At 71.5% G+C, this 16803-nt stretch carries 13 protein-coding genes; 11 read left to right on the top strand and 2 right to left on the bottom strand.

Annotation, left to right across the window (positions count from 1 at the left end; all coding sequences use genetic code 11):
- Nucleotides 1–86: 86 nt before the first annotated feature.
- The 8 genes from ABZZ74_RS24170 (at nt 87) to ABZZ74_RS24135 (ending at nt 11360) form a co-directional block, all read left to right on the top strand.
- Entirely contained in the window at nt 87–695 is a 609-nt protein-coding gene (locus ABZZ74_RS24170; RefSeq protein WP_356768159.1) for an alpha/beta hydrolase, read from the top strand.
- Nucleotides 696–761: 66 nt separating this feature from the next.
- Nucleotides 762–1718 (top strand): hypothetical protein, encoded by a 957-nt coding sequence (locus ABZZ74_RS24165; protein WP_356768157.1) that lies wholly within the window; start codon nt 762–764, stop codon nt 1716–1718.
- A 48-nt stretch (nt 1719–1766) separates the two neighbouring features.
- The gene (locus ABZZ74_RS24160) at nt 1767–2528 is read left to right on the top strand and encodes a TIGR03936 family radical SAM-associated protein (protein WP_356768155.1); all 762 of its coding nucleotides are present in this window, start codon (nt 1767–1769) and stop codon (nt 2526–2528) included.
- A gap of 271 nt (nt 2529–2799) precedes the next feature.
- Complete coding sequence (locus tag ABZZ74_RS24155) at nt 2800–6846, top strand: Rne/Rng family ribonuclease (RefSeq protein ID WP_356768153.1); 4047 nt, start codon at nt 2800–2802, stop codon at nt 6844–6846.
- A gap of 205 nt (nt 6847–7051) precedes the next feature.
- A complete protein-coding gene (locus tag ABZZ74_RS24150; protein ID WP_356768151.1) occupies nt 7052–8119 on the top strand; it encodes a glucose-1-phosphate thymidylyltransferase in 1068 nt (355 codons plus the stop codon).
- On the top strand, nt 8116–9111 hold the full coding sequence (rfbB, locus tag ABZZ74_RS24145; protein ID WP_356768149.1) for a dTDP-glucose 4,6-dehydratase: 996 nt from the start codon (nt 8116–8118) through the stop codon (nt 9109–9111). Before ABZZ74_RS24150 ends, rfbB begins: the two co-directional genes overlap by 4 nt.
- Nucleotides 9108–9998 carry a dTDP-4-dehydrorhamnose reductase gene (gene rfbD, locus ABZZ74_RS24140; protein WP_356768147.1) on the top strand — a complete coding sequence of 297 codons (891 nt, stop codon included), beginning with the start codon at nt 9108–9110 and terminating at the stop codon, nt 9996–9998. Before rfbB ends, rfbD begins: the two co-directional genes overlap by 4 nt.
- A 51-nt stretch (nt 9999–10049) precedes the next feature.
- On the top strand, nt 10050–11360 hold the full coding sequence (locus ABZZ74_RS24135; protein WP_356768145.1) for a VCBS repeat-containing protein: 1311 nt from the start codon (nt 10050–10052) through the stop codon (nt 11358–11360).
- Nucleotides 11361–11414: 54 nt separating this feature from the next.
- Here ABZZ74_RS24135 and rfbC read toward each other — a convergent pair whose 3' ends face one another.
- Nucleotides 11415–12008, bottom strand: coding sequence for a dTDP-4-dehydrorhamnose 3,5-epimerase (rfbC, locus tag ABZZ74_RS24130; protein ID WP_356768143.1), 594 nt, complete (start codon nt 12006–12008; stop codon nt 11415–11417).
- A 49-nt stretch (nt 12009–12057) separates the two neighbouring features.
- A complete protein-coding gene (locus ABZZ74_RS24125; protein WP_356768141.1) occupies nt 12058–14088 on the bottom strand; it encodes a glycosyltransferase family 2 protein in 2031 nt (676 codons plus the stop codon).
- A gap of 347 nt (nt 14089–14435) precedes the next feature.
- On the opposite strand from ABZZ74_RS24125, the gene rplU reads away from it, so the two are divergent.
- The 3 genes from rplU (at nt 14436) to obgE (ending at nt 16582) form a co-directional block, all read left to right on the top strand.
- Nucleotides 14436–14756, top strand: a complete 321-nt coding sequence (gene rplU / locus ABZZ74_RS24120) for a 50S ribosomal protein L21 (protein WP_004931419.1) — start codon at nt 14436–14438, stop codon at nt 14754–14756.
- Between the two features lie 14 nt (nt 14757–14770).
- Entirely contained in the window at nt 14771–15025 is a 255-nt protein-coding gene (gene rpmA / locus ABZZ74_RS24115) for a 50S ribosomal protein L27 (protein ID WP_023550764.1), read from the top strand.
- 135 nt (nt 15026–15160) lie between these two features.
- Nucleotides 15161–16582, top strand: coding sequence for a GTPase ObgE (obgE, locus tag ABZZ74_RS24110; protein WP_356768138.1), 1422 nt, complete (start codon nt 15161–15163; stop codon nt 16580–16582).
- Nucleotides 16583–16803 lie beyond the last annotated feature (221 nt).

Below are 16803 nucleotides of genomic sequence, written 5' to 3'. Positions count from 1 at the left end.
CCGTCTCCGGCATCAAGGACGAACTGTGAGCACCGCCCTCACGTGATGCGCCGAGTCGGGAGGCCGGCCGCCAGTAGCCTGCGGGGATGCCTGATTCATCGTCCTTCGGTGTCCCCACTCGCCACGCCGGCGCCTCCGACCGGGTCGCGGTCGTCGTTCCGGGGGTTGGTTACTCGCCCGCAAGGCCACTGCTGCACTTCGCTCGGGCCGTGCTGCTGAGGCACGGGTGGACGGTTCAGGAGGTGTGGTGGCGGATCCCCGGCGATTTCTCGGAGTTCAGCGTCGAGGAGCGGGTCGCGTGGGTGGAGGGGCAGGTCGCGGCGGCTGTCGAGGCGGAGGGCGGGGCCTGCGGGCTGCTGCTCGGGAAGTCCCTGGGCTCGCTCGGATCCGGTGTCGCGGCTGAGCGGAATCTTCCGGCGGTCTGGCTCACGCCCGTTCTGACGGTCGGGCATGTGGTGGGTTCCCTTCGGCGGAGTCAGGCGCCGACCCTCCTCGTCGGGGGGACCGCGGACAGGATGTGGGACTCGGGGGTCGTCGGCGGCTTGGGGCACGACGTGCTGGAAGTGCCCTCGGCGGATCACTCGCTCGAACTCGGTGACGACGTCGCGGGATCGGTGGAGGTGCTGCGGCAGGTCGTGGCACGGCTCGACGGGTTCATCGGCTCGCTCGGGTCCGGGGTGGCGCCGCCGCAGTGAGGGCGATGTCCGTGGTCCGCCGTTACCTGCTGCATCCGTGGCGCGCCCGGGCGCGTCTTTGCAGGTATGGATCTGGAGAAGCGGGCGCCGCAGCCTCGGGAACCCGAAGGCTGTCTCGTGGTGGCGCTTCGGGTGCCGGTGCGGATCGTCGTGTTCGTGCTGGTCGTGCCCGTGCGGATGGTGTGGGACGCGCTCGTCGTCGCCGGAAGGTTTCTGCGGGACACCGTGCTGCGGCCGGTCGGGCGGGTGCTGGCCTGGATCGGGCGGGCCCTGTTCGTATGGCCGTTCGTGGGGCTGTGGCGATACGTCGTCGTGCCGGTCGGGCGGGTGCTCGGGTGGCTCGGGAACGTCATCGTCGTGGTGCCCATGGTGTGGCTCGGTCAGTACGTGGTGGTCCCCGTCGGGCGGGCTGTGCGGGACGCGCTGGCGTGGGTGTACGCGCGCGTGCTGCTGCCTGTGCTGGTGCCGCTGGGACGGGCGGTGGTGTGGTGTGCGGCCGGGCTCGTACGAGGCCTGGGCCTGGTGCTTTCGGCGGTCGGGACCGTTCTGTACTGGGTCGGCCGGGTGCTGATCGTGCTGCCCGCCCTCGCGCTGTGGCGCTGGGTGCTCGCTCCCGTGGGCCGGGTCCTCGCCGTCGTCGGGCGTGAGGTGGGGGACGCGCTGGGGCACGCCTGGAGGGTCGCGGGGCGTGTCTCCCTCGCCGTGGGGCGGGCGCTCGGGACCCTCTTCCGGTGGATCTTCGTGGAGCCCGTGCGCTGGTTCTGGCGGACCGTGCTCACACCCGTCGGACAGGTCGTACGGGACGTCGTGCTGCGGCCCGTCGCCGCGGTGGCGCGCGGTGTGGGGCGGGTGGCGCGCGAAGGGCTGGCCTCGGCCCGCGAGTCGGTACGGCAGGCCCGGGCCGACGTCCGGCGGATGCTGTTCGGTGAGCCCGCGCGAGTCCCCTCCGTGGACCGGCGGGAACCTCTGGGCGCCGAGACACGTACTCTAGGTAGCAGTACGACCGCTCTCACGAAGGACTGAACGACACTGGGCAAGCGACAGCCCGAAGGCCCGCCGCCCGCACCCGCGGTGCAGCGCATCCGACTGCGCTACACCAAGCGCGGCCGCCTCCGGTTCACCAGCCACCGTGACTTCCAGCGCGCCTTCGAGCGTGCGTTGCGCCGTGCCGAGGTGCCGATGGCGTACTCGGCGGGGTTCACGCCGCATCCGAAGGTGTCGTACGCCAATGCCGCACCCACCGGCACGGGCAGTGAGGCGGAGTATCTGGAGATCGCCCTCACCGAGGCGCGGGACCCGGAGAAGCTCAGGGTCCTGCTCGACGAGTCGCTGCCCGCCGGGCTCGACGTCGTCGACGCCGTCGAGGCGCGGACCTCCGGTCTCGCCGACCGGCTGACCGCTTCCGTATGGGAGCTCAGGCTGGACGGCGTACGGCCCGAGGAGGCCGAGCGGGCCGTCACCGCCTTCAACACCGCCGGGGCCGTCGAGGTCCAGCGGACGACGAAGAACGGTGTGCGGACCTTCGACGCCCGCTCCGCGGTCGTACAGCTCGAAACGCATAGTGACGCGGCTGATAGGCCGACCGACCAGCCCTGTGCGATACTGCGGCTGGTTGTTCGGCACGTGACGCCTGCCGTACGACCCGACGACGTCCTGTCCGGTCTCCGCGCCGTGGCCGACCTGGCGCCGCCGGTCCCCGCAGCGGTGACCAGGCTGGCGCAGGGGCTGCTCGATGAAGAGACCGGCACGGTGACCGACCCGCTCGCGCCCGACCGCGAGGCGGCGACGGCCCTGGTGGCCGGTTCCGCTGCCGCCGCGAAGGCGCCGGCGTAAGGAAGGTCCCGCGAAGGACGGACGTCGTAGCGCCGCCCTCGTACTCGGGAGCCACCTGGGTCGGGCAGCGCACCGACCAGAAGACTTTCGCCAGGCCGTACCCAACAGGGTGTACGGAACCGGCGAGACAGGACACAGAGAGCTCCCGTGTGGCGCCCGCGCCCCGGACGGCGGCACCGCGCACAGCGCGAGCCGCGGACGTCAACGGCGATCGAGTCATCGACGCCGGACCAGGCGCGGCGCCCGGGAGCCTGACGGGAGACAAGCCCGCATGCTCGAACCGACCGAACCCACCGAGGGTTCCGAAGAACTGAACACCCCCAGCGACACCCTGCCGCCGCGTCGTCGGCGCCGTGCCGCTTCACGCCCCGCGGGACCGCCGGTCGCGGCCGCCGGGACACCGGAGGAGATCACCACGCCGGCCATACCGGCCGCCAGCGCCGAGAATCTCGTGGCCGAAGAGGTCTCCGTGGCCGAAGAGGTCAAGGAGGGCGAAGAGGCCGCTGAGGTTGTCGAGGCGGCGGAGACCGCTGAGACTTCCGGCACCGACGTGACCGCAGAGGAGCCCGAGGCTCCCGCGCCCGCCGCGCGTACGCGCCGCCGTGCGACCCGCCGGGCCTCCGCGCCCGCTGGGGCCCCCGCGTCGGCCGAGGCCGCCGAGGTCGCCGAGACCGTGGTGCCCGCCGCGCCGGCGCCCGTTTCACAGGAGGCCACGGCTGCTGCCCCCGAGCAGTCCGAGGCCGTCGCGTCCGATGACGCCGCCGCCCCGCCGCGCACGCGCCGCCGTGCCACGCGCCGCGTGTCCGCGCCCGTCGGGGCGCCGGCGTCCGCGGAGACGGCCGAGACCGTGGTGTCGGCGGATTCCGCCGAGGGCGCCGGCGAGGCCGCCGCGCCCGCGCAGGAGAGCGAGCCCGTCGAGGCGCCGGGCGTTGCCGAGGTCGCCGAGACGTCCGCGGAGGACACGGCACCGCGCCGTACCCGCCGTCGGGCCACACGCCGCGTGTCCGCGTCCGTCGCCGAAACGTCCGTTGCCGGTGGTACGGAGGCCGAGACGTCCGCAGCCGCCGCGAGCGCGGAAAGCTCGGTGAGCGCGGACACCGCCGGTCAGGCCACCGAAGGCTCCGCCGCCGCCGAGGCATCCGCCTCCCGCACCCCTGAAGCCCCCGCCACCCAGGCCGACGACGACGCCTCCCCGCGCCGTGCCCGGCGTCGGGTGGTCCGGCGGGCCGCCGGAGGGTTCTCCGAGCCTGCCCGGTCCGGCGAGACCGGTGAGGACGAGGAAGCGCGGAGGCCCGCTCGGCCCGCCGTGGCCGTGTTCCAGGCGCCCGTGTTCACCGAGCCGCAGTTCCAGACCCCGCAGCGGGCCGCCGCTGCCGCCGCCGCGGAGGCCGCCGAGGCCGTCGAAGAGGTCGAGGAGCCTGCCGAGGAGCAGCCCGTCGGTACGCGCCGTCGGCGTCGCCGCCGGGGTGAGACCGCCGAGGTCGAGACGCCGGCCGTCGTCGAGGACGACGAGACGGAGGAGGCCGAGGAGTCGGCCGAGGGCGCCGGTGACGGTGAGGACGAGGCCGAGGAGACCGGGTCGCGGCGCCGTCGTCGGCGCGGTGGCCGTCGTCGCCGTCGCGGCGAGTCCGCCGAGGCCGGGGGCGAGGACGAGTCGGAGGAGTCCGACGAGCTCGCCGCCGAGCAGGCCGCGCAGGACGCCGAGGACACCGCCGAGCAGGAGGAAGAGGACGACGACGAGGCCCACGACGAGGCCGGCGGGTCCAGCGCCAGCAGCCGCCGTCGCCGTCGTCGTCGCCGTCGCGCCGGTGACTCCTCCGTCGACACCGAGCCCGGCGAAGGCGACCCCGAGCGCACCGTCGTCAAGGTCCGCGAGCCCCGTAAGCCCTCGGAGCCGTCCGACGAGGTGCAGTCGATCAAGGGTTCGACCCGTCTCGAGGCCAAGAAGCAGCGGCGTCGCGAAGGACGGGAGCAGGGGCGCCGGCGCGTCCCGATCATCACCGAGGCCGAGTTCCTGGCCCGCCGTGAGGCCGTCGAGCGGGTGATGGTCGTCCGGCAGAGCGGTGAGCGTACGCAGATCGGCGTCCTGGAGGACGGCGTGCTCGTCGAGCACTACGTCAACAAGGAGCAGTCGACCTCGTACGTCGGCAACGTGTACCTGGGCAAGGTGCAGAACGTGCTGCCGTCGATGGAGGCCGCCTTCATCGACATCGGCAAGGGCCGCAACGCGGTGCTCTACGCCGGTGAGGTCAACTTCGAGGCGCTGGGCATGGCGAACGGGCCGCGCCGCATCGAGTCCGCCCTGAAGTCCGGGCAGTCCGTGCTCGTCCAGGTCACCAAGGACCCGATCGGGCACAAGGGCGCGCGTCTGACCAGCCAGGTCTCCCTCCCGGGCCGCTACCTCGTGTACGTCCCCGAGGGCTCGATGACCGGCATCAGCCGCAAGCTGCCCGACACCGAGCGTGCACGGCTGAAGACCATCCTCAAGAAGATCGTCCCCGAGGACGCGGGCGTCATCGTGCGCACCGCCGCCGAGGGCGCGAGCGAGGACGAGCTGCGCCGTGACGTCGAGCGGCTGCAGGCGCAGTGGGAGGACATCCAGAAGAAGTCGAAGAACGGCAACGCCCCCACGCTGCTGTACGGCGAGCCGGACATGACCGTCCGGGTCGTGCGGGACATCTTCAACGAGGACTTCTCCAAGGTCATCGTCAGCGGTGACGAGGCCTGGCAGACCGTCCACGGCTATGTGTCCCACGTGGCGCCGGACCTCGCCGAGCGGCTGCAGAAGTGGACCAGCGAGGTCGACGTCTTCGCCACCTACCGGATCGACGAGCAGCTCGCCAAGGCGCTGGACCGCAAGGTCTGGCTGCCCAGCGGCGGATCGCTGGTGATCGACCGGACCGAGGCGATGGTCGTCATCGACGTCAACACCGGCAAGTTCACCGGTCAGGGCGGCAACCTCGAGGAGACGGTCACCAGGAACAACCTGGAGGCGGCCGAGGAGATCGTCCGCCAGCTGCGGCTGCGCGACCTCGGCGGCATCATCGTGATCGACTTCATCGACATGGTGCTGGAGTCCAACCGGGACCTGGTGCTGCGGCGCCTGCTGGAGTGCCTGGGCCGGGACCGTACGAAGCACCAGGTCGCGGAGGTGACCTCGCTGGGCCTCGTACAGATGACCCGCAAGCGGGTCGGGCAGGGGCTGCTGGAGTCCTTCTCCGAGACCTGCGTCCACTGCAACGGCCGCGGTGTCATCGTCCACATGGAGCAGCCGTCCTCCGCCGGTGGCGGCGGCAAGCGCAAGAAGCGCGGCCGGGGTGGTGACGGGCACGAGCAGGAGCACGTGCACGAGACCGCCGCGGTGGTCGTGGAGAGCGGCGAGGCCGTCGAGCCGGAGATCGAGACCGCGGCGGAGATCGCCGCCGAGGCCGCCGAGCCGGTCGCGCTGCCCGCGCCGGTCTTCGAGCCGGACGAGGAGCTGTACAGCAGCGTCGCCGAGGCGGAGGCCGCGGTGTCCCGTGGTGGCCGCACCCGGCGCCGGGCGAGCCGGCGGGCTTCGGCCCCGGCGGGCGCGCCGCAGGGTCGGACCCGTCCGGAGACGGAGCGGTCCGACGCGGCCGACGGCAAGGGCGCCGGGCGCGCCGATGCCGTCAAGGCCGCGTCCGACACCGAGGTGGCCGACGTGCCCACCGCCCAGGTCGTGCCGGCCGAGGTGGAGGCCGAGCGGCCCGTGCAGCCGGAGACGGCCGCCGAGGCGCAGGCCCGGCCCGTCGCCGCGGAGGACCCGGTGGTCGGTGCCGAGCCGGCCGAGGAGGCCGCGCCCAAGGGCCGTACCCGCCGTCGCGCCACCCGCAAGGTGTCGGCGCCCGCCGGTTCGCCGGCCGGGGCCGAGGCGGCGGTGGTGACCGTCAGCGAGACCGCGACCGCACCCGCGGCCGAGGCTCCCGCGGCTGCCGAGCCGGAGGTCGAGGCGCCCGCCGAGAGTGCCGCTCCGGCCCGTCCGCGCCGCCGTGCGGTGCGCAAGGAGACTGCGCCCACCGCGCCCGAGGAGACGGCCGTCGTGGTCGTCCCGTCGGCCACGGAGGCCCCGGCCGCCGAGGAAGGCGCCGGGGACACGGCTCCGGCCAAGAAGACGGCCCGTAAGACGGCCAAGAAGGCCACCGCGAAGAAGGCCGCCACCAAGAAGACGGTGGCCAAGAAGACGGCTGCGAAGAAGACCGCCGCCAAGAAGACGACCGCCAAGAAGGCGGCGAAGAAGACGGCGGCCGCCGAACAGCAGCCGGTGTCTTCCGTCTCCACGGAGGCGGACGAGGGCTGACAGCCCGGCCTGCCGACAACGCGATCCGCCCCCGGTCCGACGACCGGGGGCGGATCGCGTTTGTGTGGTTTCTGACGCCCCGGTCAGTACCCACGGTGAACCGGAGGAGTGCGGGCAAGGTTATGATGCTTCTCAAAGTTAACCTTAAATTCAGACAAGTTGGGCTTTTCGGTCCAGCGAAGAGTGCAGTGATGGGGACCAATAAGTGAAGGCTCTCGTGCTATCCGGGGGAGCGGGCACCCGTCTCCGTCCGATCACCCACACCTCGGCCAAGCAGCTGGTGCCCGTCGCCAACAAGCCGGTGCTGTTCTACGGCCTCGAGGCCATCGCCGAGGCCGGCGTCCGCGAGGTCGGCATCGTCGTCGGCGACACCGCGGACGAGATCCGCGAGGCGGTGGGGGACGGCTCCCGGTTCGGGATCGAGGTCACCTACATTCCCCAGGAAGCACCGCTGGGCCTCGCGCACGCCGTGCTCATCGCCCAGGACTTCCTCGGCGACGACGACTTCGTCATGTACCTCGGCGACAACTTCATCGTCGGCGGCATCACCGGCCTGGTGGAGGAGTTCCGCGCCGAGCGGCCCGACGCCCAGATCCTGCTCACCCAGGTGCCCAACCCCACCTCCTTCGGTGTCGCCGAGCTCGACGCCGACGGCCGGGTCGTGGGCCTGGAGGAGAAGCCGAAGGTGCCCAAGAGCGATCTGGCGCTCGTCGGCGTCTACCTCTTCACCCCTGCCATCCACGAGGCCGTCCGCTCCATCGAGCCCTCCTGGCGCGGCGAGCTGGAGATCACCCACGCCATCCAGTGGCTGATCGACGACAAGCGCGACGTCCGCTCCACCACGATCTCGGGCTACTGGAAGGACACCGGCAACGTCACCGACATGCTGGAGGTCAACCGCTCGGTCCTGGAGACCGTGGAGCCGGTGACCGAGGGCACGGTGAGCGACGACAGCGAGATCATCGGCCGGGTGCGCATCGAGGCCGGCGCGCGCGTCAGCGGCAGCCGGATCGTGGGCCCCGTCATCGTCGGCGCCGGTACGGTGGTGGAGAACGCGTACATCGGCCCCTTCACCTCGGTCTCCGAGGACTGCCGGATCGAGGACAGCGAAATCGAGTACTCCATCGTGCTGCGCGGCTCGTCCGTGACCGGCGTGCGCCGGGTGGAGGCCTCGCTCATCGGGCGGGACGTCGAGGTGACGCCCGCTCCCCGTAACCCTTCGGCCCACCGGCTCGTGCTCGGTGATCACAGCAAGGTGCAGATCTCTTCATGACATCCCCCGCCACCCGGATCCTGGTGACCGGCGGTGCCGGTTTCATCGGCTCGCACTACGTCCGTACGCTGCTCGGCCCCGAGGGCCCCGGTGATGTCGCGATCACCGTGCTGGACAAGCTGACCTACGCGGGCAACCCGGCCAACCTCGACGAGGTGCGCGAGCACCCCGGCTTCTCCTTCGTGCAGGGCGACATCTGCGACGTCGAGCTCGTCGGCAAGCTGATGGCCGAGCACGACCAGGTGGTGCACTTCGCCGCCGAGTCGCACGTGGACCGCTCCATCGACGGCGGCGCGGAGTTCGTCCGGACGAACGTGGTCGGCACGCACACGCTGATCGACGCCGCGCACCGGGCCGCGATCAAGACCTTCGTGCACATCTCGACCGACGAGGTCTACGGTTCCATCGACGAGGGCTCCTGGCCCGAGACGCACCCGCTGCAGCCCAACTCGCCCTATTCCTCGGCGAAGGCCTCCAGCGACCTGATCGCGCTGTCGTACCACCGCACCCACGGCCTGGACGTGCGGGTGACCCGCTGCTCCAACAACTACGGGCACCACCACTTCCCGGAGAAGGTCATCCCGCTGTTCGTGACCAACCTCCTCGACGGCAAGAAGGTCCCGCTGTACGGCGACGGCGGCAACGTCCGCGACTGGCTGCACATCGACGACCACGTCCAGGGCATCGAGCTGGTGCGCACCAAGGGCCGTCCCGGTGAGGTCTACAACATCGGCGGCGGCACCGAGCTGTCCAACCGCGAGCTGACCGAGCTGCTGCTGAAGGCGTGCGGAGCGGACTGGGACACCAGCGTCGAGTACGTCCAGGACCGCAAGGGCCACGACCGCCGCTACTCCGTCGACTGCACCAAGATCCGTGAGGAGCTCGGCTACGAGCCCCGCAAGAGCTTCGAGCAGGGCCTCGCGGAGACCGTGCAGTGGTACCGCGACAACCGCGCCTGGTGGGAGCCGCTGAAGGAGCGGGCGGCCCTGTGAGCGGCGACCGCACCTGGCTGGTCACGGGCGCGGGCGGAATGCTGGGCCAGGACGTCCTGGCCCGGCTGGCCGAGGCCGAGGAGACGGCCGTCGCGCTGGACCGCGCGGCCCTGGACCTCACCGACGCCGACGCCGTCGTCCGGGCGCTCGAGGAGCACCGGCCCTCCGTCGTCGTCAACTGCGCGGCCTGGACCGCAGTCGACGACGCCGAGACCCGTGAGGACGAGGCGCTGCGGATCAACGGCGACGGCCCGCGCCACCTCGCCGAGGCCTGCGCCCGCACCGGGGCCGTGCTGCTGCACGTCTCCACGGACTACGTCTTCGCCGGCGACGCCGACGAGCCGTACGCCGAGGATGCCCCCACCGCCCCGCGCAGCGCGTACGGCCGCACCAAGCTGGCCGGCGAGCAGGCCGTGCTGAAAAGCCTGCCGGAGCGCGGCTACGTGGTCCGCACCGCCTGGCTCTACGGCGCCGGCGGCCCCAACTTCGTCCGTACGATGATCAAACTGGAGGGCGTCAAGGACACCCTCGACGTCGTCGACGACCAGCGCGGACAGCCCACCTGGAGCGCCGACCTCGCCGCGCTGCTGTACGAGCTGGGCCGCGCCGCCCTGGCAGACGTCGCACCGGCCGGTGTCTACCACGGCACCAGCTCCGGCGAGACGACGTGGTTCGGGTTCACCCGGGCCATCTTCGAGCGGCTCGGCGCCGACCCCGAGCGGGTCCGTCCGACCACCAGCGAGGCCTTCGTACGCCCGGCTCCCCGGCCGGCCTACAGCGTGCTGGGCCACGACCGGTGGGCCGCGGCCGGCATCACGCCGATCCGTGACTGGCGGGAGGCGCTCACCGAGGCGTTCCCCGCGCTGCTCAAGGCCGAGCGGGGCTGACCCTCTCCGTTCCTGTGCAACCTCGGACCGCCGTCGGCGGTCCGAGGTTGCATGAAAAGAGCGCTTGGCGCCGTCGCTGTCCTGCTCCTGCTGCTGTCCGCCTGCGGTTCCGTCGGTCCGGACGGGGGAAAGGCACGTCATCCCGGGGTCCGGTCCGACTTCGACGGGGACGGGTACGGCGATCTCGTGGTCGGTGACACGACCGCGACCGTGCACGGGAAGTACGCCGCCGGGTACGCGGCCGTCCTGCGCGGGTCGGCCCACGGCCCCCGGATCAACAAGCCCCAGGTCGTCACCCAGGACGACCTGGGCTTCGGCAAGGCGGGCGAGGGCGGCGCCTTCGGGAGCCCGGGCACCACGGTGACCGCCGACCTCGACGGCGACGGGCGGGCCGATCTCGTCACCCAGGCGGGCCGCAGGACCCTCTTCGTCGTCTGGGGGAGCGACAAGGGGCTGTCCGGCGCCGCGGCGGCCCGGCTGACGGGCTCGGCGCCCCTCGCGGGGGACGTGAACGGCGACGGACACACCGATCTGGTCGTCGGCGAGGGCGAGGTCGACGACAACGCGGTACGGATCCTGCTGGGGCCCTTCAGCCGCGAGGGCACACCGCGCCGTACTCTCTCGCTCGATCTGACGCCGAGCGATCAGCACTACGCCGTCGGGGTGCCCGCCGCCCTGGGGGACGTCACCGGCGACGGCAAGGACGACCTGCTGGTCAGCTGGTCCATCCTCGCGGACTACGCGCCCGTCGCCCGCGCCACCGTCCTGTACAAGGGGAGCGCCGACGGAAACCTGGTCAAGGGACCCCCGCTGCCCGACGGCTTCTACGGTTCGTCCCTGCGCACGGCGGACGTGAACCACGACGGCCACGACGACGTCGTGGCCGGACTTCCCTGCGAGATGCTCGGCGACGAGATGGTCCCGGAAGGGGGCAGCCGGCTGTCCGTCCTGTACGGCGGGACGCTGAAGACGTCACGCATCACCGAGAAGACCGCCGGCCTGCCGGTCGGCGGCCCCTTCATGCCCTGCACGTTCGGCGCCGCACCGGCGGTCGGGGACACGGACGGCGACGGATACGCCGACGTGGTGTTCTCGGTCCGGCCCCGGACCGGGCCAGAGGAGCTCATCGTGCTCAGGGGGAGCGCCGGGGGGCTGACCACCCAGGGGGCGCGAGCGGTGCCCGGCGGTTCGGCGGTGCTGCTGTACAGCCACGGGGACAAGAGGGCTGAACTCGTGGTCGCGGACCGGGGACAGATCCGGGTGTGGCGCGGCGGTTCCCTGTTGCTCGCGTTCACCCCCTCCGAGCTGGATCTCGGGCCGGGTATCAAGAGCGGGTACGGCGGTGCCTGGCCGGTCGGCTGACCTGCGCAAGGGGGCCTCGCGGACGGATCCGCGAGGCCCCCTGGGGTGGCCGGCTCAGCCGCGCAGCTGCGCGTAGTAGGCCTGGCAGTCCTCGTACGACGGCAGCAGGCCCTGGGCCTCCGCCTCGGCCAGGGTCGGCGCCGCGGCGTCCTTGTCGGACAGGACGGGCGTCAGGCCGGACGGCCACTCGATGCCGAGCTCCGCGTCGAGCGGGTGGATGCCGTGCTCGCGCTGCGGGGCGTACCCCTCGGAGCACAGGTAGACGACCGTCGCGTCGTCGGTCAGCGCCATGAAGGCGTGCCCGAGCCCCTCGGAGAGGTAGACCGCGTGGTGGTCCACGTCGTCCAGACGCACCGCTTCCCACTGCTTGTACGTCGGTGAGCCGACGCGGATGTCGACGATGACGTCCAGCACGGCGCCGCGTACGCACTTGACGTACTTCGCCTGACTGGGCGGCACGTCCGCGAAGTGGATGCCGCGCAGCGTGCCGCGGCTGGAGACCGAGCAGTTGGCCTGGGCCAGGTTCAGCGGGTGGCCCAGGGCCTTCTCGAACTCGCCCCCTTTGAACCACTCGTGGAAGCTCCCGCGGGCGTCCGGAAAGATCTTCGGTTCGAGTATCCAGGCGCCGGCGATGCCGAGCTCCCGCATGGTGATCACATCCTCTTGCTTGTTCGCCGGGTCGAGACCGTGACGCCGGTCAGCCGACCAGCTTCTTCGCCAGTCCCCGGAGCTTCTTGCGGGCAGGCGAGGGCAGCCGGCGGACGACGGGGCCGCCGACGGCGCTCAGCCTGCGGCGGACGTTCTCCTTGCGCCGCCTGGCCAGCGCCGTGCGCACGAGCTGCGGGTCCACGACGGGCAGATCGCCGCTGATCTGCACCTTGCCGTTGCCGCGGACCGTCACCTCGCACAGGTCGAGCGCCTCGTTCTTCTCCCCGTCCAGCTTCGCCGAGAGCCTCCACTCCCCGGCGGGGACGCCCGCCGCCCGCTCGGGCAGCACGATGTGCCCGCGCTCCGCGACCGGACGGACCTCGCCGGGCAGCGTGTAGGAGCGGCCGCTGTCGGAGGTCAGGACCAGGTCGGTCTTGTACGGGGCGGTCACCGCGCGGGTGAACAGGTCGAGCCGGAGCTCCGGCCGCTCACCGGGCATCCGCTGCACGGGGCGGTTCTCCAGGTACGTGGCCAGCCTCTTGCTGCGGCGGTCCACGTCGAGGGTGAGGTTGCCGTGCGGGTCGGTGAAGTACGGGATGACCGCGCGGGAGGGGGAGCCGAGGAGCGCCGGGCGGCAGTCCTGGTCGACGTGGGGCGCGCGGTCGGCGCCGAGGCGGGCCTTGCGGACCACGCCGAGGCCGCGGACCGGCACCCAGATGTCCCAGAAGCCGCGGGATACCGGACCGCGGCCCTTGACGCCCTGGGGGCTGACCTGGCCGGTGCCGCGCAGCACGACCTCGCACACACCGTCGCCCAGGTCCTGTACGGCGGCCGTGTACTTCGCGGCGCACGGCCACTCGACCGCGGTCTCCCGGTTGCGCAGCGACATCTCGGCCTTGAAGCCGTCCAACTCGTCGGTGACGTCGACCAGTTCGCCCTCCCCGAGGTAGCCCTCGGTGAGGTCGGGGTGCAGGTGGAGCCGGTCGTCGCGGCGCAGCAGCCGCAGCGGCTCGGCGTCGTCGCCGACGACCAGGCGGGCGCTGACGGTGACGGCGAACTTGCCGTCGTTCTGCCAGGCGACGTCCTCCAGGCGGGCCGCGCCCTTGATGGAGCTCATCAGCCGGGCGAAGCGCACCAGGCCCTGCCGGTCGTCGCGGCGCAGCAGGGTGGAGCGGACGCGGGCGAGCGCCCCGAGCCCGTTGTGCACACCGTCGGTCATGTAGGTCTCGGCCAGCGGCTTCACGGCGTCGACCATCTCGTCGAGGTAGGCCTCGTCGTACTTCAGGACGCTGGGCTCGCTCAGCCGGCCGAGCATCTCCACCCGGTAGAAGCGCCGCAGCAGCAGGTCGCGGAAGTCGCCGGGCTCGGTGTTGGCGACGACGACGTCGAGGACCTCGCGGAGGTTGCCGTAGTAGCCGGAGGGGACGATGCGGGCCGAGCCGGCGTTGTTGCCGTCGTCGCGCTTCGAGTAGTAGTAGCAGGTGTAGCTGCCGAGGATGGAGACGACCTTCGCGGGGAAGTAGGCCTCCATCATGTACAGCTGGTCCTCGAGGCGCCGCTTGCCCTCGGGGTAGGCGATCTTGTTCTCGCGCAGGAACTCCGTGCGGAACATCTTGTGCGGGGTGAGGCTGTCGTACAGCGGGGCGTTGTGAATGGTGCACTTCTCGCGGTCCACGCGGAAGACACCGTGCGGGACGCCGCGGAAGTTGCTGGCCACCTTGCCGATGACGATGTCCGAGCCGTTGCGGTGGCCCATCTCGTAGAGCCGGCGCAGGGCGTCGGAGGCGAGGTAGTCGTCCTGGTCGAGGAACTGGACGTACTCGCCCTTCGCCTCGCCCACACCGATGTTCCTGGGCTTACCGGGCCAGCCGGAGTTCGGGATGCTTATGACCCGGAAGTGGGGGTGCTCCTTCGCCAGGGCCTCGAGCTTCTCCGGGGTGTCGTCGGTCGAGCCGTCGTTCACGAACAGGACTTCGAACTCGTCGGCGGGCAGGGTCTGCCGCACCAGTGAGTCAATGCAGGGCTGGATGTACTTTCCCGGGTTGTACACCGGGATGATGACGCTCACCTTGATCGACATCTGCTGTACCTGTCTCCTGTCCGGAAGCCCTGCGTAGTGTGGCCACGATGTGTACGGCCAGTGGCCTGTGGGTGTATGTCTGGGGTCACAGCGTAACGGCAGCCGATCCGGGTAGACGCGGCGGCTGCCGGCGCCCCGGACCGCCGTCCTTCCGCCCCGTCCGGACCTGGTTTGACCGTCTCAGGCGCGTCCCCGTACTCTTGACCGTCGGCGTGTCTGTGGACAAGGCCACGCCACATCCCCGTAAACCTCTTCCTCTGTAGCACAGAGTGCCGCGGAGAGGCTGCCCGCGCGCCGGACGGCTGGACTGCGGGGGTGCCGTTCCCGAGCGAGAGAGTGAGATCCGCGTGTACGCCATCGTGCGCAGCGGTGGCCGCCAGCACAAGGTTGCTGTCGGCGACATCGTTGAGGTTGACAAGATTTCCACTGCCAAGGTTGGCGACACGGTCGAGCTCTCGACCCTGCTCGTTGTCGACGGCGACGCCGTGACCAGCGACCCGTGGGTGCTGGCCGGCATCAAGGTCCAGGCCGAGGTCGTGGACCACCACAAGGGCCAGAAGATCGACATTCTGCGCTACAAGAACAAGACGGGTTACCGCCGTCGCCAGGGCCACCGCCAGCAGTACACGGCGATCAAGGTCACTGAGATCCCCGCGGCTGCGAAGTAAGGGACTGAGGAGAGATGGCACACAAGAAGGGCGCATCGTCCACCCGGAACGGTCGCGACTCGAACGCCCAGCGGCTCGGCGTGAAGCGCTTCGGCGGTCAGGTCGTCAACGCGGGTGAGATCCTGGTCCGCCAGCGCGGCACCCACTTCCACCCCGGCGCCGGCGTCGGCCGTGGCGGCGACGACACGCTGTTCGCGCTGCAGGCCGGTGCGGTGGAGTTCGGTACCCACCGTGGCCGCAAGGTCGTGAACATCGTTCCGGTCGCCTGAGCCCAGGCTTGGACGCCCAGGCTTAGACACAGACCGAACGCTTCGCGAGGCGGACCTCACTTCCCGTGCGGGAAGGCGGGTCCGCCTTTCGCGTGTTACGTAAGAGACATCCCCGTTCTTCTGGAGGCACCCCCCATGACCACCTTCGTGGACCGCGTCGAGCTGCACGTCGCCGCGGGTAACGGAGGCCACGGCTGTGCCTCCGTCCACCGTGAGAAGTTCAAGCCGCTCGGCGGACCCGACGGCGGCAACGGCGGACGTGGCGGCGATGTGATCCTCACCGTCGACCAGTCCGTCACCACGCTGCTCGACTACCACCACTCCCCGCACCGCAAGGCCACCAACGGCAAGCCCGGCGAGGGCGGCAACCGCTCCGGCAAGGACGGCCAGGACCTGGTGCTGCCCGTCCCGGACGGCACCGTCGTCCTCGACAAGGCGGGCAACGTCCTCGCCGACCTGGTCGGCCACGGCACCTCGTACGTCGCCGCCCAGGGCGGTCGCGGCGGGCTCGGCAACGCGGCGCTGGCGTCGGCCAGGCGCAAGGCGCCGGGGTTCGCGCTGCTCGGCGAGCCGGGGGACCTGCAGGACGTCGTCCTGGAGCTGAAGACGGTCGCGGACGTGGCGCTGGTCGGCTACCCGAGCGCGGGCAAGTCCTCGCTGATCTCGGTGCTCAGCGCGGCCAAGCCGAAGATCGCGGACTACCCCTTCACCACGCTGGTCCCCAACCTCGGTGTGGTCACGGCCGGTTCGACCGTGTACACCATCGCGGACGTGCCGGGACTGATCCCCGGAGCCAGCCAGGGCAAGGGCCTGGGCCTCGAGTTCCTGCGGCACGTCGAGCGGTGCAGCGTGCTCGTGCACGTCCTGGACACCGCGACGCTGGAGTCCGACCGTGACCCCGTCTCCGACCTCGACGTCATCGAGGAGGAGCTGAAGCAGTACGGCGGGCTCGACCGGCGGCCGCGGATCGTCGTCCTCAACAAGATCGACGTACCGGACGGCAAGGACCTCGCGGAGATGGTGCGGCCGGATCTGGAGGCCCGTGGATACCGGGTCTTCGAGGTGTCCGCGGTCGCCCATCTCGGCCTGCGGGAGCTGTCGTTCGCGCTCGCGGACCTGGTGGCGAAGGCCCGGGCCGCGAAGCCCAAGGAGGAGGCGACGCGCATCGTCATCCGTCCGAAGGCCGTCGACGACACCGGCTTCACCGTCACCCGCGAGGACGAGGGACTGTTCCGGGTGCGCGGCGAGAAGCCCGAACGCTGGGTGCGGCAGACCGACTTCAACAACGATGAGGCCGTGGGCTACCTCGCGGACCGGCTCAACCGGCTCGGTGTCGAGGAGGAGTTGATGAAGGCCGGGGCCCGCGCGGGCGACGGCGTCGCCATCGGCCCCGAGGACAACGCGGTCGTCTTCGACTGGGAGCCGTCGATGACGGCCGGGGCGGAGATGCTGGGCCGGCGCGGCGAGGACCACCGCTTCGAGGCCCCGAGGCCCGCGGCACAGCGCCGCCGGGACCGCGAGGCGGAGCGAGAGTTCGACGACTTCGAGCCGTTCTGAGCGGAGCCTGCGTGACCGGGGCGCCCGGCCCGCGATGAGGGGCGCCCCGACCGGCTGGTGGAGCGGTGGGCCCGGGCGGCCGGGACCGAGCGGGTCACCGTCGTCGTGGTGGACGACCGCGACCCGGGCCCGGGAATCCGCTCCGGCCGGTCCCCTGCACCGCCGATCGGTCCCTCACCCTTGCCGAGACCGAAATGCTGCGGAATCTTGACAAGGAATTC

The organism is Streptomyces sp. NPDC006476 (genome assembly GCF_040612015.1).
Classification (GTDB): Bacteria; Actinomycetota; Actinomycetes; order Streptomycetales; family Streptomycetaceae; genus Streptomyces; species Streptomyces griseorubiginosus_B.
The sequence above is the reverse complement of the archived record's forward strand: the minus strand, read 5'-3'. Positions and strand labels throughout refer to the sequence as shown.